Annotated in this window: 19 protein-coding genes; 12 read left to right on the forward strand and 7 right to left on the reverse strand. The window is 46.4% G+C overall.

Annotation, left to right across the window (positions count from 1 at the left end; all coding sequences use genetic code 11):
* The first annotated feature begins 2 nt into the window (after positions 1 to 2).
* The 6 genes from NYG90_RS00935 to NYG90_RS00960 all read left to right on the forward strand — a co-directional run bounded on the left by NYG90_RS00935 (position 3) and on the right by NYG90_RS00960 (position 6,590).
* On the forward strand, positions 3 to 200 hold the full coding sequence (locus NYG90_RS00935) for a hypothetical protein (RefSeq protein ID WP_285264560.1): 198 nt from the start codon (positions 3 to 5) through the stop codon (positions 198 to 200).
* On the forward strand, positions 170 to 1,318 hold the full coding sequence (locus NYG90_RS00940; protein WP_285256301.1) for an AI-2E family transporter: 1,149 nt from the start codon (positions 170 to 172) through the stop codon (positions 1,316 to 1,318). Before NYG90_RS00935 ends, NYG90_RS00940 begins: the two co-directional genes overlap by 31 nt.
* A 72-nt stretch (positions 1,319 to 1,390) precedes the next feature.
* Entirely contained in the window at positions 1,391 to 2,491 is a 1,101-nt protein-coding gene (locus NYG90_RS00945; RefSeq protein ID WP_285264561.1) for a glycosyltransferase family 2 protein, read from the forward strand.
* Positions 2,491 to 4,302: a glucosyltransferase domain-containing protein gene (locus NYG90_RS00950; RefSeq protein ID WP_285256303.1), complete on the forward strand. Its 1,812-nt coding sequence runs from the start codon at positions 2,491 to 2,493 to the stop codon at positions 4,300 to 4,302. The genes NYG90_RS00945 and NYG90_RS00950 overlap by 1 nt, the downstream gene beginning before the upstream one ends.
* Before the next feature lie 32 nt (positions 4,303 to 4,334).
* Positions 4,335 to 5,315, forward strand: a complete 981-nt coding sequence (gene gap / locus NYG90_RS00955; protein ID WP_434062719.1) for a type I glyceraldehyde-3-phosphate dehydrogenase — start codon at positions 4,335 to 4,337, stop codon at positions 5,313 to 5,315.
* A gap of 9 nt (positions 5,316 to 5,324) precedes the next feature.
* Positions 5,325 to 6,590, forward strand: coding sequence for a glucose-6-phosphate isomerase (locus tag NYG90_RS00960; RefSeq protein WP_285264562.1), 1,266 nt, complete (start codon positions 5,325 to 5,327; stop codon positions 6,588 to 6,590).
* 25 nt (positions 6,591 to 6,615) lie between these two features.
* Here NYG90_RS00960 and NYG90_RS00965 read toward each other — a convergent pair whose 3' ends face one another.
* On the reverse strand, positions 6,616 to 6,789 hold the full coding sequence (locus NYG90_RS00965; protein ID WP_285256306.1) for a hypothetical protein: 174 nt from the start codon (positions 6,787 to 6,789) through the stop codon (positions 6,616 to 6,618).
* A gap of 296 nt (positions 6,790 to 7,085) precedes the next feature.
* Here NYG90_RS00965 and NYG90_RS00970 point away from each other — a divergent pair, with 296 nt between their 5' ends.
* The 6 genes from NYG90_RS00970 to NYG90_RS00995 all read left to right on the forward strand — a co-directional run bounded on the left by NYG90_RS00970 (position 7,086) and on the right by NYG90_RS00995 (position 18,241).
* Entirely contained in the window at positions 7,086 to 7,640 is a 555-nt protein-coding gene (locus tag NYG90_RS00970) for a phosphatidylglycerophosphatase A family protein (protein ID WP_285264614.1), read from the forward strand.
* A 2-nt stretch (positions 7,641 to 7,642) separates the two neighbouring features.
* Positions 7,643 to 8,998, forward strand: a complete 1,356-nt coding sequence (locus NYG90_RS00975; protein WP_285264563.1) for a patatin-like phospholipase family protein — start codon at positions 7,643 to 7,645, stop codon at positions 8,996 to 8,998.
* 164 nt (positions 8,999 to 9,162) lie between these two features.
* A complete protein-coding gene (locus tag NYG90_RS00980; RefSeq protein ID WP_285264564.1) occupies positions 9,163 to 10,164 on the forward strand; it encodes an AEC family transporter in 1,002 nt (333 codons plus the stop codon).
* A gap of 35 nt (positions 10,165 to 10,199) precedes the next feature.
* Positions 10,200 to 11,405 carry a 2,3,4,5-tetrahydropyridine-2,6-carboxylate N-succinyltransferase gene (locus NYG90_RS00985; protein ID WP_285264615.1) on the forward strand — a complete coding sequence of 402 codons (1,206 nt, stop codon included), beginning with the start codon at positions 10,200 to 10,202 and terminating at the stop codon, positions 11,403 to 11,405.
* A 72-nt stretch (positions 11,406 to 11,477) separates the two neighbouring features.
* Positions 11,478 to 15,695, forward strand: coding sequence for a vacuolating cytotoxin domain-containing protein (locus tag NYG90_RS00990; RefSeq protein WP_285256310.1), 4,218 nt, complete (start codon positions 11,478 to 11,480; stop codon positions 15,693 to 15,695).
* Between the two features lie 32 nt (positions 15,696 to 15,727).
* On the forward strand, positions 15,728 to 18,241 hold the full coding sequence (locus NYG90_RS00995) for an RNB domain-containing ribonuclease (protein ID WP_285256311.1): 2,514 nt from the start codon (positions 15,728 to 15,730) through the stop codon (positions 18,239 to 18,241).
* On the opposite strand, the gene NYG90_RS01000 is transcribed toward NYG90_RS00995, so the two are convergent.
* From NYG90_RS01000 to NYG90_RS01025, 6 genes are all read right to left on the reverse strand, one after another.
* Positions 18,238 to 18,858 carry an outer membrane beta-barrel protein gene (locus NYG90_RS01000; protein ID WP_285256312.1) on the reverse strand — a complete coding sequence of 207 codons (621 nt, stop codon included), beginning with the start codon at positions 18,856 to 18,858 and terminating at the stop codon, positions 18,238 to 18,240. The two genes, NYG90_RS00995 and NYG90_RS01000, sit on opposite strands and share 4 nt — an antisense overlap.
* A gap of 8 nt (positions 18,859 to 18,866) precedes the next feature.
* The gene (locus tag NYG90_RS01005; RefSeq protein ID WP_285256313.1) at positions 18,867 to 21,947 is read right to left on the reverse strand and encodes an efflux RND transporter permease subunit; all 3,081 of its coding nucleotides are present in this window, start codon (positions 21,945 to 21,947) and stop codon (positions 18,867 to 18,869) included.
* Positions 21,948 to 21,986: 39 nt separating this feature from the next.
* Positions 21,987 to 22,694, reverse strand: coding sequence for an efflux RND transporter periplasmic adaptor subunit (locus NYG90_RS01010; RefSeq protein WP_115011072.1), 708 nt, complete (start codon positions 22,692 to 22,694; stop codon positions 21,987 to 21,989).
* A gap of 9 nt (positions 22,695 to 22,703) precedes the next feature.
* Positions 22,704 to 24,158: a TolC family protein gene (locus tag NYG90_RS01015; protein WP_285256314.1), complete on the reverse strand. Its 1,455-nt coding sequence runs from the start codon at positions 24,156 to 24,158 to the stop codon at positions 22,704 to 22,706.
* A 218-nt stretch (positions 24,159 to 24,376) separates the two neighbouring features.
* Positions 24,377 to 25,288, reverse strand: a complete 912-nt coding sequence (locus NYG90_RS01020) for a shikimate dehydrogenase (protein WP_285256315.1) — start codon at positions 25,286 to 25,288, stop codon at positions 24,377 to 24,379.
* Positions 25,288 to 26,088: an SH3 domain-containing protein gene (locus NYG90_RS01025; protein WP_285256316.1), complete on the reverse strand. Its 801-nt coding sequence runs from the start codon at positions 26,086 to 26,088 to the stop codon at positions 25,288 to 25,290. Before NYG90_RS01025 ends, NYG90_RS01020 begins: the two co-directional genes overlap by 1 nt.
* Positions 26,089 to 26,128 lie beyond the last annotated feature (40 nt).

Here is a 26,128-nt window from a genome sequence, read left to right on the forward strand (position 1 = left end):
CTTTGAAGAAGAACAAGGGGCTGAGTGTGGCTTCATCGTCATTGCGAGACTTGCGGCAGCAAGGCGTAGCTTCTTACGAGGATTCTGGCATTGCCGCAGAATCTATGGATCGCCACGCCGCTACTACCGCAGCAGCTCGCAATGACGACAAAACCGTCTCTAGTGAAAAGTGGATTCTAGGAAAAACGCTCAAAGTGTAGATAAATCGCACAGTCTAGAATCCACTTTTTCACACAATGCTAAAAAAGTGGATTCTAGCAACAAAGACAAAAGGAGCAAAATGGATTCTAATCCCCAAAAAAAGATATTTTTCGCCTGTGCGTTCGCGCTCTCTCTTGGGCTAATTATATGGCTTTATTATGCCTTTTTATACACGATGATTATCGCGGCACTGCTGTGTATCGCGACTTATTGGATCAAGGAATTTTTCTACCACAAAACTAGGAGCAATCTGCTTGCTTCTAGTTTTAGCGTGCTTATCTTGCTGGCACTATTTATTATCCCATTGTATTTTGTCATTCATCGTGGGGCGGTGGGGATTCTAGGAGTGGATTGGAAGCAAGCGGAAGTGTGGTTTCTCCAGATAAAAGAGCTTATCCGCAATGTGCTGCATTATCTGCCCTTTATCCAAGCCCAAGATGTGCTAGCCAATCTCTCTTTCTCTTCTATCGCTGGCTTTGTGAGTCGCCTAAGCACTATGATCGGCAAAGGTAGCGTGAGCTTTGTTATTGATGCGTGCTTCATCGTGCTGTTTTTATCGGTGTTTTTCTACTATGGTGGGGCGTGGTATAGGTATGTGCGCAGGCTTTTACCCGTGCGCGATGAGCAAATCGACCTTATAGCCGCAGATGTAAGCGGCGTGCTGCGCGTGGTGTTTTTCTCTACAATCTTAAATGTCTGCTTGCAGGGCTTTGCCTTTGGGGTGCTGGCTAGTGCCTTTGGGCTAGATGGTGTGCTGCTTGGCGTGCTGTATGGGCTTTGCTCGCTTATCCCTATTGTGGGCGGTGTGCTTGTGTGGCTGCCTGTGGGGCTTATTTTGTATGTGCAAGGTGAAGTGGCTCAAGCGGTAGTTTTGGTGCTATATAGCGTTATTTTTATCGGCTTTATTATCGATAATATTATCAAGCCCTTTCTTATCCGCATAGTCAATCGCAAGCTACTAGATAAGCCGCTAAATATCAATGAGTTTGTGATATTTTTTGCTATTTTTGCGGGGCTTGGCGCGTGTGGATTCTGGGGGATTATCATAGGACCTGCGATCACGGCGTTTTTCATCGTTATGGTGAGAATTTATGAGAGAGATTTCGCGTCCGCTTAGGATTTAATCTTGGTTTATTTGCAAAGATTATAATCCTGCACCGCCTAGATATTGCTGTGTAAAGAGTGTATTATGAAATCATCTGCCACCATAGGTATATCCATAGTTGTGCCCTGCTACAATGAAGAAGTCTCTTTGCCTGTGTTTCTCACAGAGATCACAAAGACTATGGATTCTCTTGTGCCATTTATTATGGAGCATAGTGCGCAGCTTGCCCAAGCGCAATCGCAGCTTATCCCTTATGAGCTGATATTTGTCAATGATGGTAGCCGTGATAAAACGCTAGCTTTGCTAGAAGACATCGCCGCTAAAGACACAAACAAAAACCGCAGAATCTGTGTGCATTCTTTCTCGCGTAATTTTGGCAAAGAAGCGGCTATTTTAGCCGGCTTAGAGCAAGCGCAAGGAGAGGGAGTTGTGCTGCTTGATGCAGATTTACAAGATCCACCAAGTATGATTGCTGATATGGCTAGAATCTGGCTAGAATCTAGCAGGCAGACCAAGGTCATCTATGCCCGCCGCACTACTCGTGCTGGGGAGTCCAAGATCCGCGCTGCACTTAGTGAGACATTTTATAAGATCTCAAACTTCATCTCTGAAGTCAAAATAGAATCTGGTGTGCGAGACTTCCGCCTAATGGATAAAGAGGTGATAGAAGCCCTCTTGCAGATGAGAGAATACCACCGCTTTTCTAAAGCGATGTTCGCGTGGGTGGGCTTTAAACGGCAGTGCCTAGAGTATGAGTATATCCCGCATTTTAAGGAGTCTTCAAGCTGGAGCTTTTGGAAGCTGTTTAAATACGCTATTGAAGGGATTGTAAGCTTTAGCACGATGCCGCTGCGCATAGCCTTTGTGCTTGGCTTTTTTATTTCAGCTTTTGCAGTGTGCTTTGGGATCTATCGCATTATCGATACTATTCTCTATGGTAATGCCGTGGCTGGCTACCCAAGCCTTATTGTCATCATCACTTTTATCGGTGGGATTCAGCTTATGCTGCTTGGAGTCATTGGCGAGTATATCGCTAGGATCTATGAGCAAGTCAAAATGCGCCCACACTTCATACTTGATAAGCGCAAAAAGTCGCCAAGCTCTTGTGCCACCTTAGAGCAGCCACACCCTAGCGCAGCAGAATCTAGCCTAGCACATTCCACTACTACCACAAAGGAGAGTTAATGCCACCGAAATCTAAGGACAATCTTTTTGTAAAAACACTTGAAGAGTTTAAAGCGGCGTGCTGGGCGTTTTTTCACACGCAGGGCTTTTGGAAGTATTTTCTCATCGCCTTTGGGCTGTATTTGCTTGGGATCATTAGCCTTATCCGTGCAGATGTGTATTATATCGATGATCTAAATCGCTCTATCATCGGCTACAAGGAGTGGGATAACTTCTCGCGCTACATTAGCTACTATCTCTCCACCTTTATGCATATGGACACAGTGCTAGCAGATGTCTCGCCTTTGACGCAGTTTGTCGCCATAGGGTTTTTGAGCTTTGCATCGTTGATTTTGGTGTGGAGTATCCGCGAGGTTATTTGGAAAAATGAAGAGTCCCAGTGGGATTCTGCTGAGCAGCCTTATAAAAAACGCCTAACCGCGCTTGCCATCATCGCTTCAATCCCTATTGGGCTCTCTCCTTACTTTTTAGAAGAGCTATCGTTTAAATACGATTCGCCCTATATGGCACTATCGGTGCTTTTTGGTGTGCTGCCTTTTGTGTTTATCCACCATATCCGTGCGTATATCCCTGTGGCGATTCTCTCTTCACTTGGTATGTGTATGACCTATCAAGCAAGTAGTGGGGTGGAGATTATCCTTGTGCTTTTCTTTGGCTTTTTGATGTTTAATCAAACAAACGCAGGACTTAAGAAAACGCTAACCTTCATCGGCGTTTCATTTCTCACCTATGCCACTGCGCTTGGGATTTTCAAGGTCTTTATTATGCACCCATTCGCTCACTCACAAGCTGGCACTTCGACATTCCCGCTTAGTGAGCTGCCAAGCGGAGTGCTTAGCAATATGCAAATGTATCTTGGCTACTTGTGGAGCGACTTTGACTGGACGGGGATTAAAATCTGCTTTTTCGCCCTTATGGGAATGTTTCTTTTATCAATCATCTACCAATCTAAGCGCAGCAAGATTCTAGCCTTGCTTCTAGGTGTGCTGCTGCTTAGCCTTGGGATAATGCTTTCTTATGGGGTGTATTTGGTGCTTGCAGAGCCGCTGCAAAGACCGCGCGCATTTATTGGGATAGGTGTGTGGAGCGCGGCTATGGCGGTTTATGTGGTGAGCGCGTGGCGTGGCTGGGCGTATAAGCAAGAAGACACGCGCCAGACAAATTCTAATACCCTTGTTTCGCGCCCCTTTTATGCTCGCTCGTTTTTTGTCGCTTCAGCGGTTGTGGTTGGGTTTTTCTCGTGGTCGCTCATTGTCTTTGCTAATGCTTATGGCAATGCCCTCTCCCAGCAAGATAAATACCAAACCTTCCGCCTAACGATTTTGCTGCAAGATTTGGTCAATGTTATGCCTAAGCAAAAAAGCTATAAAGACTATACCTTTCGCATAAAGGGCTGGATCACTGCTTCGCCTGTGCTAGAAAATTCCTCTAAGCACAATCCTTTGATGAAGCGGCTTGTGAAAATCACCGATGGCAAATATTGGGTGCGCACGGCGATGAAGCACTATGGCTGGGGCGATGTGCCAGAGGAGCAGCCGCAAGTTGTTGTCGATGCGGAGGACTTTGAAAAGCTAGCAGAGAATCCCAAGTGCAACCCAGCCACCGCAGGGCGACTCAAAGCGCGCGTGGATAATATATTCCACCTGATAGAAGTCTATCCAGAATGCACGATTATAGAGTTTAAGGGCAAGGATAAATACCCCCACGCCTTTGAAGAAGAGCTTATGCGCCAAGAGGAAGAAAAGATGAAAGAAGAGAAAATGCGAGAGGAAAAGCCCCAAGCGCGCGAACTTAAGCGAGCAAAAGTCTAGCGACTACTAGAATCCACTTTTAAAGGAGTTTGATGAAACAAGTAGCGATCAACGGCACAGGGCGCATAGGACTCTGTGCGGCTAGGATCATCGGCAAGCGCGATGATATGGAGCTTGTGAGTATGAATACCACCGCGAGCATAGATACATTAGTGCATTTGCTGCGATATGACTCTATCCACGGCAGATATGATGTAGAAAAGCTTGATGAGACTACGCTAAGGATCGGCAACTCCAAGCGTGTCAAAATCCAAAGCAATCGCGACATAACCGCGCTAGATTTTGGCAGTGCGCAAGCTGTGCTTGAATGCACCGGCAAATTTAACTCCCTAGAAAAGTCCCGCCCCCACCTTAAAGGCAATGTCAAAAAAGTTGTGATCTCAGCCCCTGCTGATGAGACGCCCACTTTTGTCTATGGTGTCAATGAGCAAAGCTATAAAGGCGAGCCTATCATCTCTAATGCCTCTTGCACGACAAACTGCCTAGCCCCTATCGCCAAAGTTTTACACGAGAATCTAGGCATAGAATCTGCGCTTATGACCACGATCCACAGCTATACCAACGACCAAAATCTCCTTGATGTCAAGCACAAAGACTTGCGCCGAGCAAGGGCTGCAGCACTAAGTATGATCCCCACTTCCACCGGCGCGGCAAAGGCAGTAGCCCTTGTGATCCCAGAGCTTGCGGGCAAATTTACCGGCTATGCTATGCGCGTGCCTACGCCTGATGTAAGCGTGGTGGATCTAAGTGTCAATCTCTCTAAGCCCACAAGCAAAGATAAGCTAAACGCCCTTTTTATGCAATATGCTAAAGAAAATCCACAGATTTTCCACATCGATATGGATCAATGTGTCTCAAGCGATTTTATCGGCGCACCATATAGCGCGATTATTATCCCGGATAAAACGATGGTGCTGCACGAGCGATTTGCCAAAATCCTTGCGTGGTATGACAATGAGTTTGGCTACACGACGCGGCTTGTGGATATGGCGGCGTTTGTGCTAGGGCATTAGGGCGCGGCTATGATTAGCTTCCACACCCCCTATGCCAAAGTGGATTCTAGCCCTGTGCTAGAAGCGATCAAGGCAGAATCTAGTAGCGGCGCAAGTGGCTACTACAAGCTCCCCTTTGACACACTCGCCCTAGAATCCGCTTTAGCATATAGCACGCGCGAGCATTTCTCAAGCATCACAGATCTTGTCATCATCGGTGTGGGCGGTAGCTCGCTAGGCACGCGGGCGGTGTATGCGGCTTTGGGGCATTCTTGCAGAAGTGCTACTAGGCGCGTGCATTTTTTGGAGCATACAGATCCCTTTGAGACAAGGCGCGTGCTAGAATCCATCACGCTAAAAAGCACGCATTTTTTGCTTATCTCTAAATCCGGCACGACCATTGAGAGCATTTCTCTAGTGAAGTTTCTTATCACGCATTTTGATTTACTAAGCAGCGCAAACAAGCAGCATTTATCCTGTATCACGGATTCTGGCTCGCCGTTAGAGAGCTTTGCCAAGGCGCAGGGGCTAGAGTGCTTCACAATCCCTGCTAATGTGGGCGGGCGATTTTCGGTGCTTTCATTAGTGGGGCTTGTGCCTTTAAGCTTGCTTGGGCTTGATATTAGCGCACTTTTGCAAGGTGCTAGGGCGATGATGGAGAGCTTTTTTGCTGGCAAAGAGGGGCATATCATCGATAAAGCCGCCTTTTTAGCCAAGCACCACAAGCAGTATCCCATAAGTGTGCTGTTTTCTTATGGGAGTGTGTTTAGCGAGCTTAATCGCTGGTTTGTGCAGCTCTGGGGGGAAAGCTTGGGCAAAAGTTTGAGCCAAGCGGATTCTAGTAGCACACAGGGCGTGGGGCTTACACCTGTGGGGCTTGTGGGCAGTATCGATCAGCACTCATTCTTGCAGCTCATCGTGCAAGGCGCGCGTGATAAGGTGGTGAGCTTTTTGTCTTTAAGTGATGAATGTGATAAGGTGGATTCTAGTGAGGATTCTAGCTTTATCGTGCCGCATTGTCATCTAGCAGGACTAGAATCCACCGATTTTGTCAATGGCACGCCATTTTTACGCTTGCTCAATCTCCAAAAGCAAGCGACTTTAGAGACTTTGGAGTCGCTTGCTATCCCCACAGATTCTATCGTGCTAGAGCGGTTAGATGAGTGGCATATCGGCGCGCTTGTGGTGTATTTTGAGCTTTTGACTTCTTGCACGGGGGTGCTGCTGGGGGTTAATGCTTACGATCAGCCCGGGGTGGAGTTTGGGAAGCGGAGGTTGCGAACTTATTTTGCTTAACACAGAGGGATTCGGTCTTGGGTAATCATAGCGGCGATTTTAAGGATTTTAGGGCAACCGCAGACCACCAGTCTAGCTCTGCCCTAAAATCCTTAAAAAGCCCCACTAGCACTACCGCAATTCCTAGAATCCACTTTTGAAAACTCTGCCGCTGATACGCAAAAGTGGATTCTAGGGTGAAGTCTAAAAGGAGTAACAATGGATTCTAAGAAAGTCAATTCTGCTAGCGTAGAATCTATGGATTGCCACGCGGTGCAAGCGGTGCTGCCAATGACAGAAAACAACGCCGCTAGTAAAAACGAGAATTCTAGGAAAAACGCCCAAAACGCAAAAGCCCAATCCACCAGCAAAAAGCCCACACCAAGCCCTAGCGATTCTAAGATTTTGGAGCTAGAATCGGGGTTTTTCAAGCCGCGCAAGGAGATAAGACTCGAGTGTCTATCGACGCAGCGCGGCGATGAAATCCACGATTCTAGCCCAAAAGCTGAATCGCCCATAGCAATAGCCTTTCTAAGTGTGCTATATAGTGGCAAATCCCCCAAAGCCCCCGGCACCGCCGGCAGCGCACTCTCTGTGCTGCTTGGGCTGCCGATTTTGCTCTACTCTGCGCAGACGCTCTTTTTGCTTGCGTGCTTGATAGGGGCGATCGCGGTGCGTGAGATTGACAAATGGGAAGCATATAGCAAAAAGCACGATGAAAAGTGGATCGTCATCGATGAGCTTGTGGGTGTGTGGCTGGCGATGAGTATCCTATGCTATGGGAATCCTTCGCTATGGCTCACTATCGATAAGAGCGCGGATATATGGCTGACTATGAGCACTCTGTGGCGCGAGGGGCATTTTGCGCATATTATGCTAGCTTTTGTGCTATTTCGCGTATTTGACATTTGGAAGCCCTCTATCATCGGGCGCATTGATAGAAAGCTTAAAGGCGGTCTTGGTGTGGTGCTAGATGATGTAGCGGCTGGGATTGTGGCTGGGATCGCTGGGATTTTGGTGCTTTTTGCGTATGATGTGGCTACTGGCATAATTTCTGCACGAGCTTACTAGCTATGCACACCCAGAGTCTAGCCCCCACCCCCGCTAAAAAGCTCGCACTCGTGCTAGGTGGCGGCGGCTCAAAGGGCGCGTATCAAGTAGGCGCGTATAGGGCATTACGCGAGCTTGGATTGTCATTTAGCCTTGTTACAGGTGTGTCCATTGGCGCGTTAAATGGCGCGATGATCGTGCAAGGGGATTTTGACAAAGCTAGCACGCTTTGGGAGAGCCTTGATGTAGAGAAAGTCATAGGCAAGGGCTTAAATCTCACCACCGATATAGACTACTACTTCAATAATGTCCAAAAGCTCCTGCCATTTCTCAAGTCCTACACGCAAAACAAAGGTATGGACACTGCGCCCTTGTGGGAGATCATCACCACGCATTTAGACTATGCAAAGCTTTCTAGCTCGGCTATGGATTTTGGGCTTTTGTGCGTGGAGGTGCCTAGCTTTCAAGCGTGCGAGCAGACCAAAGCGACTTTAAGCAAGCAAAGCCTAGCGCATTGGGTGATGGCTTCTGCTTCGTGCTTCCCGGCTTTTCCTATCTATAATATCAATGGCAAAAGCTACATTGACGGGGGCTATTATGATAATCTGCCTATCGATCTAGCCTTTAAAATGGGGGCGAGTGAAGTCATCGCCATTTCTTTGCATAATGATTTTGTAACCAAATATGATAGCAACCCGCTTGTGCGCCATATCCGCCCATCGCGCTATCTAGGCACGATGCTGGATTTCTCACAAGATTCTATCGCGCGAAATATCAAGCTAGGCTATTTAGATACAAAGCGGTATTTTGGCAAGCTTGCTGGCTTGCGTTTTGCGTTTATGCCGTTAGATGAAGTGGATTCTAGCACCTTTCGCGCGCTTTCACGCAGGCTGCTTGCTAGCCTTTTGGCAAAGGAGCTTGATAAAAACGCCCCATCAAGCAGCACTCTAGCACGCTTTGGCACACAGCTTGCAAGCACAGGGATCATCTCTAAAATCACTTCTACCACGCCATTTTGTGATATGCTCCTAAGCACGCTTAAGCCCTATAATGCCACGCATATAAGCCTAGAGCAGCTCACCCTTGCCCTGCTAGAATCCTATATGCAGCTTATGAATTATGATGAGGCAAAGACTTATAACGCCCTAGAAGTCTTCGCTAAAGCCAAGCGCGACCTAGCCTATATCGCCCAAGCCACAGCCCCTATCTCTAGGCTAGATTCTAGCTTGGATTCCAGCGTGGGGCAGGAGATCGCACGCGCTTATGCACTCTTGCAAGATAAAAAGCCAGAGACTTCGCTCTTTGATGAGTTTGGGGAGAAGCTTTTGTGCGCTATGCTGGCTTTTGCGCTAGGGTATGAAGAGGGTGCTAGAATCTAGGCTTGACAAAGTGGATTCTAGCTCTGCCAATTTTACAAGCCAACTTCTCTCTGTCATCGCGAGCCCCACGCCAGCAAGGCGTGGCGATCCATCATAAGCCTATAACTCGCGTAAAAGTAGCGATCATAAATCCGCTTTAGCAAGCACTTAGGCTGTGTTGATGTTTGTTTAATAATCCACTTGCTAGAATCCACTTGTGTGGATCGCCACGCCACGGATCGCAGCTAGATCTAGCGCGTAAGGAGGCATTTGTGTTTGTCGCGATATATAGCATATTTGTCTTTATGTTTTTGGGGTATTTTGCCAATCGCGTGCGCCTGCTTGGCGATAGACAGGGCAATATCCTGCTAGGCTTCTTGCTCAATTTTGCCCTGCCTAGCGCGATTTTCACAGGGGTATATCACTCAAGCGTGAGCCTAGAGCTTTTGGGGCTTTTTGCCCTAGCTCTTGTGTGCAATCTTGTAGCTGGCGCGCTGGCGTTTGTATTTGTCTCAAAGATCTTGCGCTTTGATTTTGGCACTTCTCTTGCTATGGCTTTTTTGGTTTCCTTGCATAATACGCTTTTCCTAGGTGTGCCTATCGTGCAAGGCGCGCTAGGCGAGCAAGCCGCGCATAAAGCCATCGTGCTAGATCAGTTCTGCACGGGGCTGCCATTAGCTGTTTTGACCCCGCTGCTCCTTAGCCTAAGCTCTAAGACAAAATTCCGTATCCAAAGCGTGCTTGTGCGGCTCTTTGCTAGTCCGCTCTTTTTATCTATGCTTTGCGCCTTTGCGCTTAAGGCTATGCCCTTTAGTATCCCAGAGGTGCTTTTCGCGCCGATTTTGGCTCTAGCGGCGTGTGCTACGCCGGTGGCTCTCTTTGCCATAGGGGTGCAGCTGCGCTTTGACTTCTTGCGCTTGCTGTGGAGGAAAGTGCTTGTCGTGCTAGGCTTTGGTATGTTTGTGGCTCCTTTGTTGTATCTTGCGATTTTGTGGCTATTTCAAGTGCCATTGCAAGAAGATCACCAAATGGTGCTACTAGAAGTGGCTATGCCTCCGCTTATCAGCGCGGTCGCGGTGATCGCGCGTGCGGGGCTGGATTCTAAGCTGGCGATTTCTTGTATCGTAGCAGGAGTGCCTATCGCAGCTTTTAGCACGCCATTATGGCTATATATAAGCCATTTGTAATATAATACCGCCATTATAATTATTAAGGAGCTATGATGAAAGACTCATTTAAAGCATTTGTCGCCGCTACACAAAATCTCCCCGAGTATAAAAAGCCTTTAGCATTTGGGATCGCGCGGATTGAGTATGGGCAGAAGTCTCAAGCGGTTTTGAGCGCGACTTATCCGCTACTAAATTGGACCGATGAGAATCTCGGCAGCTATGCGGTGTTTTTTGAGGCACTTAAAGCTGCTAAATCACTCCACACTAGTGAAAATGAAGCGATTTTTGGCATTACAGAGGGCTTCATCAAGCGTGCGCTAGAGCTGTATGAGCCATTTTTGGCAGAGTCGCTCACAAGCCCAAGCACACATAAGAATATCCAAGTTATCCTAGAGCTCCAAAAAGCCTTAACGCAAAATCGCCTCTGCACTCATAGCGGGCATTTCCGCTATCATTTGTGCGTGCTATATAGCGATAGCAAGTGTGAGAGTGTAGAATCCGCCTACCTAAAGCTCCTAGCCCTATCACTTGGCAAAGCCCCCTTGCGCTCACTCCAGCTTGATGGGATCTTTGGGCTATTGCAAAATGTCGCGTGGAGTGGGAATACCCCCTATGAGCTAGAGTGGCTACGAGAGAATGAAATCCGCCTAAAAATGGAGGGCAGCTTCCCTGCGATTGACTTTGTGGATAAATTCCCACGATATTTAATGCAAGTGATCCCCCAATACGACAATATCCGCCTGCTAGATTCTGCCAAAACGCGCTTTGGCGCATACCTTGGCAGCGGTGGCTATACGCAAATGCCCGGGGCTAGCTATGTGAATTTCAACGCCGGCGCACTTGGAGCGTGTATGAATGAAGGGCGCATAAGCTCTAGTGTGATTGTGGGAGAAGGCACAGATGTCGGCGGAGGGGCGAGTATCCTAGGCGTGCTAAGTGGGGGCAATAGCGAGCCAATCACCATCGGCAAAAATTGCTTGCTCGGGGTCAATAGCTCTACTGGCATAAGTCTAGGCGATGGCTGCATAGTCGATGGCGGGATCGCAGTGCTTGCAGGCACAATTTTTGCTATCGACAAAGCAGGGGCTGAAAAGATCGCGCAGATCAATGCGGACTTTGCTATCAAAGATAGCGGGCTGTATAAAGGGCGTGAGCTATCAGGCAAGCACGGCGTGCATTACAGGCAGGACTCTAAAAGCGGCAAGATGATCGCCTTTCGAAGTAATCGCAAAATCGAGCTAAACGCGGATTTACATTAGGTTTATACAAAAGCCTTACGATAAAGCAGTTTAGATATAGAATCTGGTTGAGCAATCAGCAAAGGAGTGGGTATGAGATTAGCTATCTTGTCTATGCGTCCTTTTCTCACGCTCTTTTGGCTAGATTCTCTTACGCAACACTTATGGCATAAGCTTCATAGCCCTACTTTAAGACCTTTTTGGATTTTAGTTTTTTGTGTGTTTGTGTTGCCTGTGTGGCTATATGCAGATAAAGATGTGGGGCAAGATGTGCATTGTTTGTATGCGAGTTATTGGGGGGCTGGATACTGCGGAAGCTGGGGTGGCTATAACCCAACTACTAGCAGCGATGAAAGTGGTAATTTCTATGCTAAAAACATTTCTACCTATGCGGCAAGCGATAGCAACTTCACTGCAAACTACAAAAACGGCACATTGATTTTTGGCAATGATAAAAAGGAGCAAGGCACACAAGGCGTGCATTTTGGTTCTGGAGGATTTACAGGCTATGTCAATGGCACTTGGAATACAAAAGAAGCGTATCTTACAGGGCATTTAGGGGCTGGGAATAATACAGGCGCAGGTGCTGGCGCGACTCTTACTTTCAATACCACAGAGAATATCACAGCACAAGGGCTCAACCTTGATATGTGGTCTAACACCACAGGCGACACACTCACGCTTAATGCTCAAGGCAATGTTACAATCAATAGCTCTACTTTCAAAATCAAAGGCTCTAATTCCAATCTCAACATCACTGCTAAAGGTTCTCTAAATGCCGATAATTTTACGCTTAGTATGCCTGCTAATAGTGAGAGTGTCAATGCGCATTTTACAGCTAGTGAGATTAACTTCAAAAATTCTAATTTAGATATAGTGAGTAATGGCGTGAGCTGGATAGGCACGACCAAGTTTCAAGCAGATAAAAACATCACCTTTGATGATAAAACAACAGCAAATTTCAGGGCAAGCCATTTTGAAATGAAAGCAGGAGAAGACATCAATCTGCAAGGCACGATCAATATGCAATCAGGCAGTAATTTAGCCGATGCCTATATCCTATTTGAAGCTGGGAAAAACCTAAGCTTAAACACGCTTAATGCCACGCTACACTCTGGCAAAGGGCAGTTTATCGCCAAAGCTGGCGAGTCTATAAAGATACAAAACCTTGATTTGCACTCCAATCTTGGCACCGCGGTGAATGTTACCACCGCTACACTTGAAGCCAAATCAATCACCCTTGATCGCGCCAATATTTACAACACCAAGGGCACTGCGCTAAATGCTGGGGGATTTCATCTAAAAATGCACGCCACAGGTGGCGATCTCACCATAGGCAAAGACTCTAGCACGCAAAACAAGCTCTCTGCCGATCATCTAGAGCTATCAGGGCAGAATCTCTACCTAAAAGGCAGCACAAGCATAGAGTCTGGCACTTCTACGATCAATGCCTACATCAATTTCACAGCGGAGAAAAACATCGCTATTGATACACTTAATGCCACGCTATTTTCTGGCAAAGGTGAAATGAATCTCAAGGCTGGAGAAAATCTATCAATCAAAAATCTCAATCTCCACGGCAATGTCGGCACAGCAGTCAATGAGACTTATGCCACCTTTGAAGCCAATAGCATAAACCTTGATAAAGCAGAGATCTACTCCACGCGCGGTATCAACAACGCCACCGATAATGCTGGGGCATTTGTGGTGAAGTTTATCGCCAAAGACTCTATCACGCTAAAAGATACCAATATCAAGCTTACCAACCAGCTAGAAGGTGTAGGCTCGGCGGACTATGCGGTGTTTGAGAGTGGTGGGGATCTCACTCATACAGGCAAGCTTACCACTGCTACTGCCCAGCAGACTTGGGGTGGGGCGACCTTTGACTTTAGCAAGGTCAAAGGCAAGGCAAGTGTAGGCGATATGGAAATAGTCGCTGCAAATGTGAAGATGAACAAAGACTTCGCCGCCAAGTCCCTAGTCGTGCAAAAGCGCAATACAAATGGCGGGCAAGATGGCTTAGGCACGAAGCTTTGGGCACAAGAGGGCGGGAAGTATAAGTTTGACTCTATTAAGTTAGATGATGGCACAGATCTCGCCGCAGATACAGCGAGAATGACCTTTGTCAATAGCGATGGCGGCAATGCCTTTGTCAAAGATAGCACGCTAGAGCTAGGCTCGCTCTCTGTGGGGGTCAAAGGCGGCTTCTACGCCTCCAATATCCACCACACCACCGCTACTAACATCACCTTGCATTCTAACTCCACTGCTTCTTTCCACAATCTCACCCTAACTCCCGGTGGGCAGATCATAATGGACGCTACCAACACCCAGCTTGTGCTAGATAATCAATTTATCAATGGTAAAAATGAAGCAGGCGTGCTAGAGCTAGGCGTATCGATCAAGGATTCTAATTTGCACAATGGCTATGGCAAGCCAATCCTAGCTATCACTAATGCTGGAGCAAATCTAGAGAATATCCACTTTAAAGCAGGCGAAGTAAAAAGGCTCATTGATGCAGGGGAGATTAAGTATAACTTTGTGGATTCTAGTGGGCAGGCTTCTCTAATCCATTGTGATGGCAGTGAGAAAGAAAAATGCGAGAGTATCAAAAACCTTATAGGAATCTATGCAGGCAATATGCCTACACAAGATCCTAATAACCCAGACTATACAAAAGATCGCTTTGATCTTAAAGCCATAGGGCTAAAGTATGAAAAAGTGCTCACTTATAACTACATAGGGCTAAAGATTAGCTCCGATAATGCAAACAACCCTTATCAAATAGGCGATATACGCTACTACCTCTATGAAAAATGTGGGCAAGAATGCATAGAGCAAATAGGCTCTATCTCTAATACCGCTACTATAACCCAAGGAGTGCAAACACAGCTTAGTGGTGATGGCAAGGAAATCTATGTGTATGAATACACAGATTCTAGTGGCAAGCTTAATAAAATCTTTTGTAATTCTAACGACACAGAGCAGTGTAAAAAAGACAATAAGATTGAAGACAACAATGGCAGCATTACCCTAACCCAATCCAATGCCACACAGGTAGAATCTGATGTGTATGATTGGCTAAACTTTCTCTCTATCTATGATAAAGGTATCACTTGGACAGGGGCAAATGTCTTAAACTATGATTTAGACTTTTTCTTGCAAACTGCCAACCAGCTTAATAACACCCTAGACCAACTTGCTTCTATTGATAGGAAGACTTCTACTTCATCTTCTACAAGACTTGCAGCAGATATTGCTAGATCAAATCGCCTAGTCAAGCTCTCAAACTTTAGTCCTAATTCTACAAACAATGCCTTTGCAGCTCTAAAAGCCAAAGCCCTAGCAAAGCTCCCCCACTATGCAGAGTCTAGCACCATAGCAAGCGATGCTACTCCTAGGAAGAATCCTGCCTTTTTGTATAAGTTTAGCAATCGCCACGACTTTATGAATAATATCTGGGCGACAGGGATTGGTAGCACCACCTTTGTCAAAAATGGGCACGGCACACTTTATGGGCTAAATGCTGGCTATGATAGATTTATCCCCCTAGGAGAGAGTGGGCTAATCCTTGGGGCTTCTACTTCTTATGGCTATGGGACTTATAATGCTGATTTACTTACAAATCACAGCCACAATGTCAATGCAGGATTCTACTCTAGGGCATTTATCGCTAATCACGAGATAGACTTCACTGCAAACTACACCCTAGGGATCAATACTGAAGATATTAAAACAAGAGAGAATCCATTTTTACGATCATTAGAGCAAGGCTATGCCTACAATACTCACGCTATCAATATCAATGCCAACTATGGCTATATCTTTGGCACGAATAACAAATCGCTTGTCTTTAAGCCTATGGGTGGGCTTAGCTACTACTATATCAGTGTAGGAGAGCTTAATGGTGGCAATAAATTTATCACTGCTAATCCAGAGTCAAATATCACACCAGATTCTAGCAATATCGCTATACAAAGCCCAGATACACAAAGACATCTCCTAGCCCTAAATCTAGCCCTAGAGACAAGGCAGTATTTCTCTCAATCAAGCTATTGGTTTATCAACATTGGAGCGCAAAAAGATCTCTATATCTCTAATGGCAATAGAGAGAATGTGCGATTTGTAGGGAATAACTCTCTAAGCTATCGTAGCAATGATGGACTAAACACACATTTACTAGGCACAGCAGGTGGAGAGGTGCTACTAGGCAAGCAAACTTTCATCAACTTTGCTCTAGGGTCAAAGATAGGACTAAGCTATAAAGACATTAACCTTACAGCAAACCTAGGAGTAAGGTATGTGTTTTAGAGTGGATTCTAGAGTGTGATTGGGGGTAGGGTGTGCAGGATTTGGAGGAGTTTTTAGTCAGTCTTGTGGTAGGTCGGCGCGATCTGCCTAAGAAATTTGCCAGCGTGTATGAGCAGCTACGCTCTTGTGGGGCGATCGCCAAAGATAGTGCGCTACATAGGCTCTCACCAGCTTTCATCATCGCTAGAATCCACAAAAACAAAGGCGGCGTATTTGCGCATAATATCGCTAGCCCTAAGGCAAAGGGACTGCGCTTGGGGCGTGGGCGCAATGGAGCTAGCACTTTAGCTAATGGTGATATAGCACTGCTTTTGATACGATCTAAAGATCCTAGGATCATCAAAGTGCTAAATCGCCATAGCACGCCTGCTTCAAGGCTTGTATGCCTAGCGCAAAAAAAGGGCAAAATCATCGGCATAGACTGCAAAAGCCTAGAATCCATACCTCTGCCCTTTTCGCAAAAATCGCTGCGAGCTTTGCCTAAGCACTGCGTGCTAGCATATCAAGGCACAGAGATTACAAAGATCCTAGGATCTTTGCTTGATCCTAGGATTGATGAGCATATAATCTTAGATAAATATAACTTTGCCAGCGACTTTAGCCAGCAAGCCAAAGAATTTGCTAAAAGCTTTGGGATTGTTGATGTGGGCTACTATACAGATAGGGTCGATCTCTGTGATAAGCCCTTTATCACCATTGATCCAAGCGATGCCAAAGACCACGATGATGCGGTGTTTTGGGAGCAGGATTCTCACACGCTCTATATCGCTATCGCTGATGTGAGCGAGTATGTCGCGCCAAATACCGAGCTTGATATGCAGGCTAGATCACGCTGCTTTAGCCTATACTTCCCGCATATCTGCTACCCTATGCTGCCAAATACTTTAAGCCAATCACTTTGCTCCTTGCGTGCCAATGAGCCTAAACTAGCACTTGTATGGGAGATCGTGCTGCATAAGCGCACTAAGCTACCGCGCTCTGCTAGGCTGTATGAAGCAGTGATCACCCCTAGGGCAAATATCAGCTACGAGCAGGCACAAGGCATTTTGGATTCTAGTGGGGAGAGCGAGCTTGCTTGGCTGCGTGATTTGTATAGCAACACACAAAAGCTAAAGGCAAAGCGATTAGAGAGCGGCTATGATTTTATGAGTGTTGATAGGGCTATGAGACTAGATACACAAGGTGCGATAGAATCTATCCACATACACACTGCCTGCCCCAGCCACTCACTTATAGAAGAAGCAATGCTTTTGGCAAATATCTTAAGCGCGCAGGTGTTGGCGGATTTGTGTGAAGAGGGCGGGATCTATCGTGCGCACGAGCCTCCAAGTGATGAGCGGATTTACGCGCTGTTGTCGCAAGCCAAAGAGCTAGGCTACACGATTCCCAAAGGCGACTTCCACGCCCAGATACAAGCCCTGCAAAAAGATGCCCTAAAGCGCGGAGAAAACGCACGCGAGCAGCTTGACACGCTCATCATAAAATCCCAAAAAGAAGCGCGATATACGGACAAGAGAGAAGCACACTTTGGGCTAGGGTTTGCAGCCTACACGCACTTTACCTCGCCTATCCGCCGATATAGCGATCTAATCGCACATCGCTTGCTAAAAACCCTAATGCGCGATTTCCCCAAGCGCACAATCACGCTGCAAAGAGGCGTGAGCCTAGCTAGCAAGACACGCAAGCAAATCGCCTATATCCTAGAATCTAGTGGCGCGATTATCCCGCTGCTCAATGAAAAAGAGCGGCAAATCGCTAGGGCGGAAGCGGAGTTTAAAGACAGAAAATACACCCGTTTAGCTAGTGGGCTTGTGGGCGAGTGTGTTGGGGTTAGGGTTGTTGATGAGCGGTATCCGGCGTTAGGTGTGATCTGTGCGGGGGATTTTAATGTGGGGGATTCAGCTTTACTAAAGAAACATCGGCTATCGCCGAGCGGTATCCCTTGTTTTAAGGCAACCGCAGACCCCAAGTCTAGCTCTGCCCTAAAATCGATAAAAAGCCCCACTAGCAACACCGCAATTCCTAGAATCCTTGAAGAAGAAAAACACGCTTTGTGTGAAAAATTAGCCGCTATTGACAAACAAGCCCAAGCTCTAGAATCCACTTTTTTAAATTGCGGACAAGAAATACAAAAAATGGATTCTAGGGAAAATGTGGATTGCCACGCGGACAAGTCCGCTCACAATGACAATAAAAACGCGATATGTGAAAAAGTGGATTCTAGCAAGCAAGCCCACTTTCTATCATCGCGAGCTTTGCGGCAGCAAAGCGTGGCGATCCATACACACAACGCCCAAGACACAAGCCTAGAATCCACTTTTGATAATCCCAACGCCAAAACGCAAAAAGTGGATTCTAGGAAAAACGCCCGGAAAAACGCCCAAAGTATAGAAAGTAGCAATGCCAAAAAAAATCCAGCCCTCCTCCAAGGCGCACGCGTAGTTATCACACAAGCCCCTTGTGAGCTTATGCGCGATGAGCTATACACTGCAGTGATAGAGCGAGTCGATCTAATCGCTGCGAAAATCTATGTCCAAATCCCCTAAAACACATAATCATACATAAAGAGTATATGCACTTCTTGATAGTCTCTAGCAGGCGTGCTAGGTAGGGTAAGCGTAGTTAGCGGATATTTCACGCCAAGCTCTAGGCGGTGTGCCTTGCTAAATAGCACGCTTATGCCGCCATTGACAAACGCGCTAAAGCCCTTTGCTAGCACAGAATCTAGCGCATTTGGATCTTCTTGCACCTCTTTGCCATACACCCCAATCCCAAGCCCAAATCCACCAAACACCCCAAAATCCACCCCCCCTAGTGTATAAAAATACGATACCACATCACTATTGACAAGAAAATGTGAAGTTGCGATACTCTCAATCCCTGTGGGACGCACACTCATCGTATAGTCTAAATACAGCCGCACAATTAGTGGCGTAAAAAACCTATACTGATACCCACCTCTCCCAGATACGCTTAGGGCAGGGTAGGTGGTGGGCTTGCTATGTGGAGTGAGATCTTGCTGGAGTGCTAGCAATGCTCCTGCTCCGACAAATACTTGTGAAGCAGGGGTTGTAAATTTAGATTCTAGTGGGGTTGCTTGTAGCCACGCTAAGCACGCTAGGGCTACTAGGCTAATTCGCATTATGCTACGCACTTGTTGCATCACTATCCTTACGCTAGCATTTGATCCTTAGAGACTTTATAGAAGCGTTTGATTTTATCATCGATTGGGGCTAGGATTCTGTAAAACACAGGGACAATCAGCAAGCTTAAGAACATCGAGACAATAAGCCCCCCTATCATACAAATCCCAATGGCTGATTTCATCGATGAGCCCTGCCCTGTGGCAAAGGCTAGGGGTAGCATACCAAAGACCATAGCGATAGTTGTCATAAGGATCGGGCGTAATCGCAGCTCGCCTGCTAAAAGGATCGCTTCAGCTATGCTATATCCCTCTTCACGCTTTTCATTTGCCACATCAATAAGCAAGGTAGCGTTTTTCCCCACCATACCTATGAGCAAGATAAGCCCCATAAGCGAGAACATACTAAGCGGCTGCCCCACAAGCCCTAGTGCGAAAAACGCGCCTGAAAAGCTTAGAGGCATTGTTACCATAATGATAATTGGCTCCAAAATCGACTCATACAACGCCGCTAGGATTAGATAGATAAGCACAAAGGCGGTTGCCACAGCTATCCCAAAGGCTTCTTGTGTCTCTGTGAGGTTATCTGCCTCCCCGCTAAAGACATAGCCCACGCCCTCGCTTGCCCACTCGCTATGCTTATCATCGATAGTGCGTAGCAAGGTCGCTAGATCTACCTTTTTGCCATCTTTGACCGCTGGGTTGGCATAGATAGTGATACTGCGCTGGCGATTGTAGCGATTGATGATAGAAGGCGTGCTAGATTGCTCTATCTCTACAAGCCCATCGATAAAGATGCTCTCTCCATTAGCGGTTTTAATCTGTATGCGCTTAATGTCTTCTACGCTTAAGCGGCGATTATCCGGCACGCGCAAGGTTATGCTGTATTCCTTGCCATTTTCTTTATAGTAGCCTACTTTATTTTCCCCGGCAAATGCTGAGCTAATCGCCTGCCCTATATCTTGGGCGGTTATGCCATATTGGTTGGCATTTTGGCGTAGGATATGCAAGCGATACTCCGGCGTCCAGTCAGACACACTCTCGTGGTAATCCACCACACTGCCCTTAAGCGCACCTTCAAGCAGCATAGACTTAAGCTTTGCCGCACTCTCATCAACTAGGGCTTGAGAGGGTGAGTAGATGATGACTTGCAAGGCAGAGTTATCGCCACCGCCGATAAGTGGGACTTCTGCTGGGATAATCACAAGCCCATTTGCCTCAGGCAAGCCATAAAGAGTTTTTGCCATATCTCTTGCCCAGACAAATTGATCGACCTTGCGATGCTTTTCATCTTTAAGCTTGACATAGATTTTAGATTTGTTGGTGTTTTGCGTCTTGCCATAGGCGACTTGAATGGTGGTGTATTCTACATTGGTAGAATCTGCCATAATGGCTCTTTGCAGGGCTTCAGTCTTTTTGCGCATATCATAGATACTAATACCCGGCTTTGTCTGCACCCAGAAATACATCTGCGAGCGATCTTCTTTAAGCATAAAGTCCATTCCAAGCTTGCTTAGCACGACAATGGAGCCAGCAAAGATACCAAAGACTAGGATTGTTACAATGGTCTTTTGCTTCATCACAATTTTAAGCGTTTTGGCATAAGCATCTTGCATTTTGACAAAGTATGGCTCACTCCAATGGTAGAATCTGGACTGCTTAGGACTTACTACAAGAGAGCTTACCATAGGCACCACAGTCATTACTACGATATATGAGACGCCAATGGCAAGGGCTACGGTGATCCCAAAGCTTTGGAAAAACTTGCCGATAATCCCAGACATATTCCCCACAGGGATAAAGACTGAAAGCAACATCGCAGAAATAGCAAAAATCGCAAAGGCGATTTCACGCACGCCCTCATAGGCAGCCTCGCGCTTGCCCATACCGGATTCTAGCTTTTTGTGGATATTTTCTATAACGACAATCGCATCATCAATGATGATCCCAATGGAAAGTGTGATCGCCATCATTGTAAGCATATTGAGCGAGTAGCCCATCATCTGCACAAGCGCAAATGTCCCAAGCACAGAAATCGGGATAGAGATCGCTGAGACAAGCGTGATTGTTACATTACGCAAGAAGACAAACACAATGCTCACCGCCAAAAGCCCGCCCAAAATCAAATCCACTTCAATATCGTGCAAGCTTGCGCGGATAAACTCTGTGGTATCTAGAAATGTCCGCACCTCATAGCCCGGGCTTACTGCTTGGATCATTGGTAGGGCTTTATACACGCCATCGGCTATGGCTATGTCATTTGCCCCAGAGATTTTCTGCACCTCCATAATCACCCCGCCCACGCCATCAAATGCCGCGTAAGTTTTATACTCTTCTAGCCCATCTTCTACCACGGCAATATCGCGGAGCAGGGTATTATCCGTGATACGGATATCGCCGACTTTTTCTACACTTTGGCTATTGCCATCGGTAGTAATGGCAAATTCATTGGTCTCATTGACGATACGCCCGCCATCAAGCTCGGTGTTTTCTCTACCGATAGCTTGGGCGATTTGCGCGTAGGTGATGTTGTATTTTGCCATTAGGGTTGGGTCGGGGTAGATTCTCACTTGTCTCTCGCGGTAGCCATTTAGCTGCACGCCTCCTACACCGCTTACTTTTTGTAGTTGAGGCTTGATGATATTATCGGCGTGCTTCATCAAATCTGGCTGGGAGTGGGTCGCACTGCTAAGGAAAAGTGAGATGATCGCCTGTCCGTTGGTGTCGATTTTGTCAATGGCTGGTTTGCGAATATCTGCATCGGTAAAGGTAACTGATGAGACTTTGTTGATGACATCACTTACTGCTTGGTCCATAGGCTTTTCAAGCTGGAATTGCACGATGACAAGGCTAGTGTTGCGCACGCTCATTGATGTAACTTGCTTTAGTCCATCAATGCCCAGCACTTGCTCTTCTACTTTATCAGTTACTTTACTCTCAATGGTTGTAGGAGACGCTCCCGGATACACGGTGCTAATTAGCACGATAGGGAAGTCGATATTAGGGAAGAGAGCAGTTGGGATCTTTTTAAACCCAAGCACACCAAAAAATATAATCCCTAGCGAAAACATCAGGGTCGCGATAGGGCGATTGATAGCAAATTTATACATTATAGTCCTTTGTGGTTGTCCTTATGCTAAGCCTAGAATCTAGCGTATTTTGATAAAGCCATCGCCAAAGAGTCCGGGGGTCATCGCGTTATCCACGGCTGCTTCAGCAGTCATTTTGCGTGTAGTGGTATCAATTGCCGGATAGATTTTAGTAATGGTAGCAGTCTTTTTCGCACCACCGCCATCAATGCTATATTCATACAAATCCCCTACACGCACTTTGTCTTGATATTTAGAATCAAACTGCAAGACAATTTTCTTGCTCGTGCTTACAAGGCGCAAAAGTGTCGTAGAAGCACCGCTTACTCCATCGCCTACTTCGATCTTCTTCTCTGCGATCACGCCATCAAAAGGTGCGCGCAAGATACTTTTGTCATAGCTTGATTGGTAGTAGTTGTAATCAGCCTCTAGCTTTTTGAAGTTTGAGTGGTATTGATCTAGGGTGTTTTTATCTATCACATCAGCACTTTTGCTATATCGCTCATATTGCTTTTTGGCAAAGATATATTGCTCTTTGATCGCTTGGAGCTGGGCGGATTTGTCTTTATTGGCAAGGGTGAGTAGCACATCGCCCTTTTTCACAGCAGTATCGACATCGACTAGGATTTTATCCACAATCCCGCCAGAATCAAGGGCTAGATTGGCATCTTGCACGGCTTTGACATTAAAGATCGCATAGACTTCCTCTGCATAAAGCGCACTTGCGCAAAGCACGCTTATCACCATTGTTTGTAGAATCTGCTTCATTTTTTCTCCTTATTTAATATATTCTTGGATTTGTTGTCCGCTATAAAAGATATAGTTTGCCTTTTGTAGCTCATAATTGTTTAGGGCTTGATTGTAGGTGGCTTCAGCGTTGTATTTAGTGCTTAGCGCGCGTAGATAGTCGGTGAAATTTACAAGCTGGTTGTTGTATTTTTTCCGCACATTCTCAAAGGAGATGTTCGCGGATTTTAGGCTTGCTTCAGCGGAGAGGATCTTGCTCTGTGCCACTTCAAGCGTCTTGCGATAGAGCATTTCATCTTTTGTCTTTTCGGCTTGTTTATAGGCTAGCTGCTTTTCTTGGGCGAGCTGGGATAGGCGCAGGGCTTGCTTTTGAAAGCTTACGCCTATATCATCAAACACTTTTAGCGTAACGCTTAGACCTATGGTGTTAGCGTGTGTGGGGAACATTCTTTGATAAAATGAAGCCATTGAAGGATCACTGCCAAACTTCGTGGGATTGGTTACATACTCGGGCTTTTGGATCTGCCACGAGTAGGTGTCAGTAAGCGTTATAATGGGGTAGTAATGCTGCTGTTTGTTTTGATATTTTAGGGCGTTTATCTGCTCTTTTAGCGAGATGATGTCTTGTCGCTCGAGATTGTCTTTTAACGCTGGGGTGGTGAGATCCTCGCGCTTTAGCCCATCAAAATCGATATTGGTTAGGTATTTTAGCATTAGGATATTTTGCTCCACACTTAGGCGCATATCAGCGATTTGGTATTCGTTTGATGAGACTTGCGAGCGCAAAGATTCTAGGTCATCGATGGTGGATAGCCCAGAGTCATAGAGCTTTTGTATGCGTGTCAAATCTGCGCGGACTTGATCAAGCTGGCGTTTTAGCGATAGGAGCTGGGAGAGATTATTAAAATAGCTGTAATACTGCTGGATCACTTGGAGATAGATACTTTGCTTGGTGTATTCTACATCAGCGACTGATGAGCGGTAGGTGGCGTTTTTCTCTCTAATCATATTGATGGTGCTAAATCCGCTAAAGAGATCAAGCGAGAAGCGTGCATTTGCCGCTTGGGTTTGGTAGTTACCAAAGTTACCAAATTGCATCATATTCTCGATAGTTTTGTAATTGTGCTGGTAGCCATAATCTACATCAAATCTAGGTAAAAACGCCGCTTTAGCGACCGAAGCGATTTTTTTGTTTGACTCTGCTTGGAGCATTTGGGCTTGGAGGGAGTAGTTATTATCCGCACCATTTAGTAAGTCTTTAAGCCCTACTTTTTGGGTGGAATCTTTAGTGAGATCTTCGATTTGCTTAAGCAGCTCATTGACCCCTAGGGCTGGCTTATCCTGTGTGGCTAGCGTATTTGTAGGCTCGCTTAAAGGTGCAGTGCTTACATTTACGCGCGCGCTAGATTCTGGCACCGGTGGCGTAGCTTGGAAAGATAGCCCATAAGCATAGGCGCAAAGTAGTAGCGCAATACCATATCGCATAATAAACTCCTAGATTCTAGTCATATAGTTATAAAAATTGAAGCGCGATTATAACACAAAGATTTTAATGTTTTCTTAAATAATTGTATATACAAATATTTAAGAAAACGCCATAATTACGGAGCTTTCAGCAAGATCGGATCACTAAGCGTGAGCGATAGAGATGAGGCAAACTGCTCGTGTGTTTTTATGCAAATCCATAAGGGCTATATAGTGTATTACGCAGATAAGGTAGGAAAAATACCGCGCATAATCGCATAGATTCTAGGGGTATTTTCAAGCTGTGGGCAGAAAAGTCTAAGTGCGCTAATGGCTTGTAAAATCAGCATATCCGCGCCATCTTTATGCCTTGTGTGGCATTGCTGGCTTAGGCGTATAAAGGGCGAAGGTGCGCCATACATTAGATCATAGGCAAGCTTGGCTTGTGTGAGCAAGGGGCGCAGAGTGGATTCTGGTAGGGGTAGGGCGTGGGATATGCTAGAGCTGGTGGCGTTAATGAGTAGATCAAACCGCCCGCTAGAATCCACATTTTTACAATCTAGCTCATCAAAGGTGCAGTAAGGGATTTGTCTTTGTGTGAAAAATGCTTCGTGCTTGCTTGAGCGATTTGCCACTAGGGTGCGGATACCACACTGCTGCAAGGCACAGGCTATGGCTTTGGCACTACCGCCAGCCCCTAAAATCAGCGCAGATTCTATGCTCTCCTTGCCATATTCTTTGCCCTTTTGGTGTATAAGCGGGGCGAGCTGTTGCATTTCTATCCCGTTTATGCTCTTCTCTTGCCCTAGTGTAAATCCCTCTAGCAAAAGACTCATAACAAATCCGGGCGCATCGGTGTTGTAGCCTATGAGTTGGTCGCTTTGATCGCGCACGAGCGTATTCACTGCGCCAATGTGTTTGGCTAGTGGCGAGAGAGAGTGAGCGATCTGGCAGGCGTGCTCTTTGAAAGGTAGCGTGATATTTGCCCCGCAAAGCCCTAGTCTAGCAAATGCCCTGCCTAGATCCTGCGTGCTATCAAGCATAAATCGCCCATAGAGATAGGGGAGATTGTAGGCTTGCAAGATCGCATTATGCAAAAAAGGCGAGAGAGAGTGGGCGATAGGATTGCCAAAGACGCAGAGATAGTGCATTACAGAGCTTTGATAAGTCGCAGGCTTACCCACCCACCAGAATTAATCTTTGCCCATTCATCTTGGGTCATCTCTACTTGGACCTTTTGCCCCTTGTAGAGTGCGCCTACCACAGGTGCGCTGGATTCTGGACTTTGGCGGATATTTAGGGTGTTGGGCAGGACGACATAGAGTCGCTCGCTTGGCTGTGTGGGAGAGAGTAGTGCTAGGCTCACCCACCCACCAGAATCAAGCTTTGCCCACTCATCTTGGATCTCCACGACTACGACACTCTGCCCCAAAGTAAGCTTGCCTAGAATGCGCCCGGAGGTTTTGGGGATCGCGCGGATATTAAGGCTTACGGCTTTGGAGTAGTAGATGGCTTCAGGTCTTTTGTCATTGGGCTGGGCGGAAATGTCTTGGGAAATGTCTTGGATAGGGCTTGAGATAGTCTCTGGCGCAGGAGAAGTAGAGCTAGTAGAATCTATATGGGCAGGAGTTTGCGTGCTAGATTCTAGCGGATCTTGCGAATGGGGATCTTGCGTGCTAGGCTCGCGATCTGGGAGATCATTTTGGGCTAGGTTTGCTGGCTCACTAGATAGGTGCAAGATATTGTTATCAGTGGTGTAGATCTCACCTTGTGCATTGATAGATGGCGGAGTGGATTCTGGCTCTTTGGCTATGGTAGAGTCTTTGGGCTTAGGGGCATCGCTATCCCCTAGGCGAGATTGGACACTTGTAGAAAAGACAATATAGTAGATCCCACCACCTAGCACCAAAACTAGTAGCGGAAGCGTGTAGGCTTTCAAAAAAGATTTCAAGATATTTCCTTGCTAAGGTTTGGGCGTAATGCCATTACAT

The sequence above is a fragment of the Helicobacter zhangjianzhongii genome (assembly GCF_030249855.1).
Classification (GTDB): Bacteria; Campylobacterota; Campylobacteria; order Campylobacterales; family Helicobacteraceae; genus Helicobacter_B; species Helicobacter_B zhangjianzhongii.

Bases quoted from the DNA above. Each gene is read 5' to 3' on its own strand.
- NYG90_RS00975 (WP_285264563.1), top strand. From the start codon at position 7,643: ATGCACACCCAGAGTCTAGCCCCCACCCCCGCTAAAAAGCTCGCACTC.
- gap (WP_434062719.1), top strand. From the start codon at position 4,335: ATGAAACAAGTAGCGATCAACGGCACAGGGCGCATAGGACTCTGTGCG.
- NYG90_RS01000 (WP_285256312.1), bottom strand. From the start codon at position 18,858: ATGCAACAAGTGCGTAGCATAATGCGAATTAGCCTAGTAGCCCTAGCG.
- NYG90_RS01020 (WP_285256315.1), bottom strand. From the start codon at position 25,288: ATGCACTATCTCTGCGTCTTTGGCAATCCTATCGCCCACTCTCTCTCG.
- NYG90_RS01005 (WP_285256313.1), bottom strand. From the start codon at position 21,947: ATGTATAAATTTGCTATCAATCGCCCTATCGCGACCCTGATGTTTTCG.
- NYG90_RS01015 (WP_285256314.1), bottom strand. From the start codon at position 24,158: ATGCGATATGGTATTGCGCTACTACTTTGCGCCTATGCTTATGGGCTA.
- NYG90_RS00990 (WP_285256310.1), top strand. From the start codon at position 11,478: ATGAGATTAGCTATCTTGTCTATGCGTCCTTTTCTCACGCTCTTTTGG.
- NYG90_RS00945 (WP_285264561.1), top strand. From the start codon at position 1,391: ATGAAATCATCTGCCACCATAGGTATATCCATAGTTGTGCCCTGCTAC.
- NYG90_RS01010 (WP_115011072.1), bottom strand. From the start codon at position 22,694: ATGAAGCAGATTCTACAAACAATGGTGATAAGCGTGCTTTGCGCAAGT.
- NYG90_RS00985 (WP_285264615.1), top strand. From the start codon at position 10,200: ATGAAAGACTCATTTAAAGCATTTGTCGCCGCTACACAAAATCTCCCC.
- NYG90_RS00950 (WP_285256303.1), top strand. From the start codon at position 2,491: ATGCCACCGAAATCTAAGGACAATCTTTTTGTAAAAACACTTGAAGAG.
- NYG90_RS00960 (WP_285264562.1), top strand. From the start codon at position 5,325: ATGATTAGCTTCCACACCCCCTATGCCAAAGTGGATTCTAGCCCTGTG.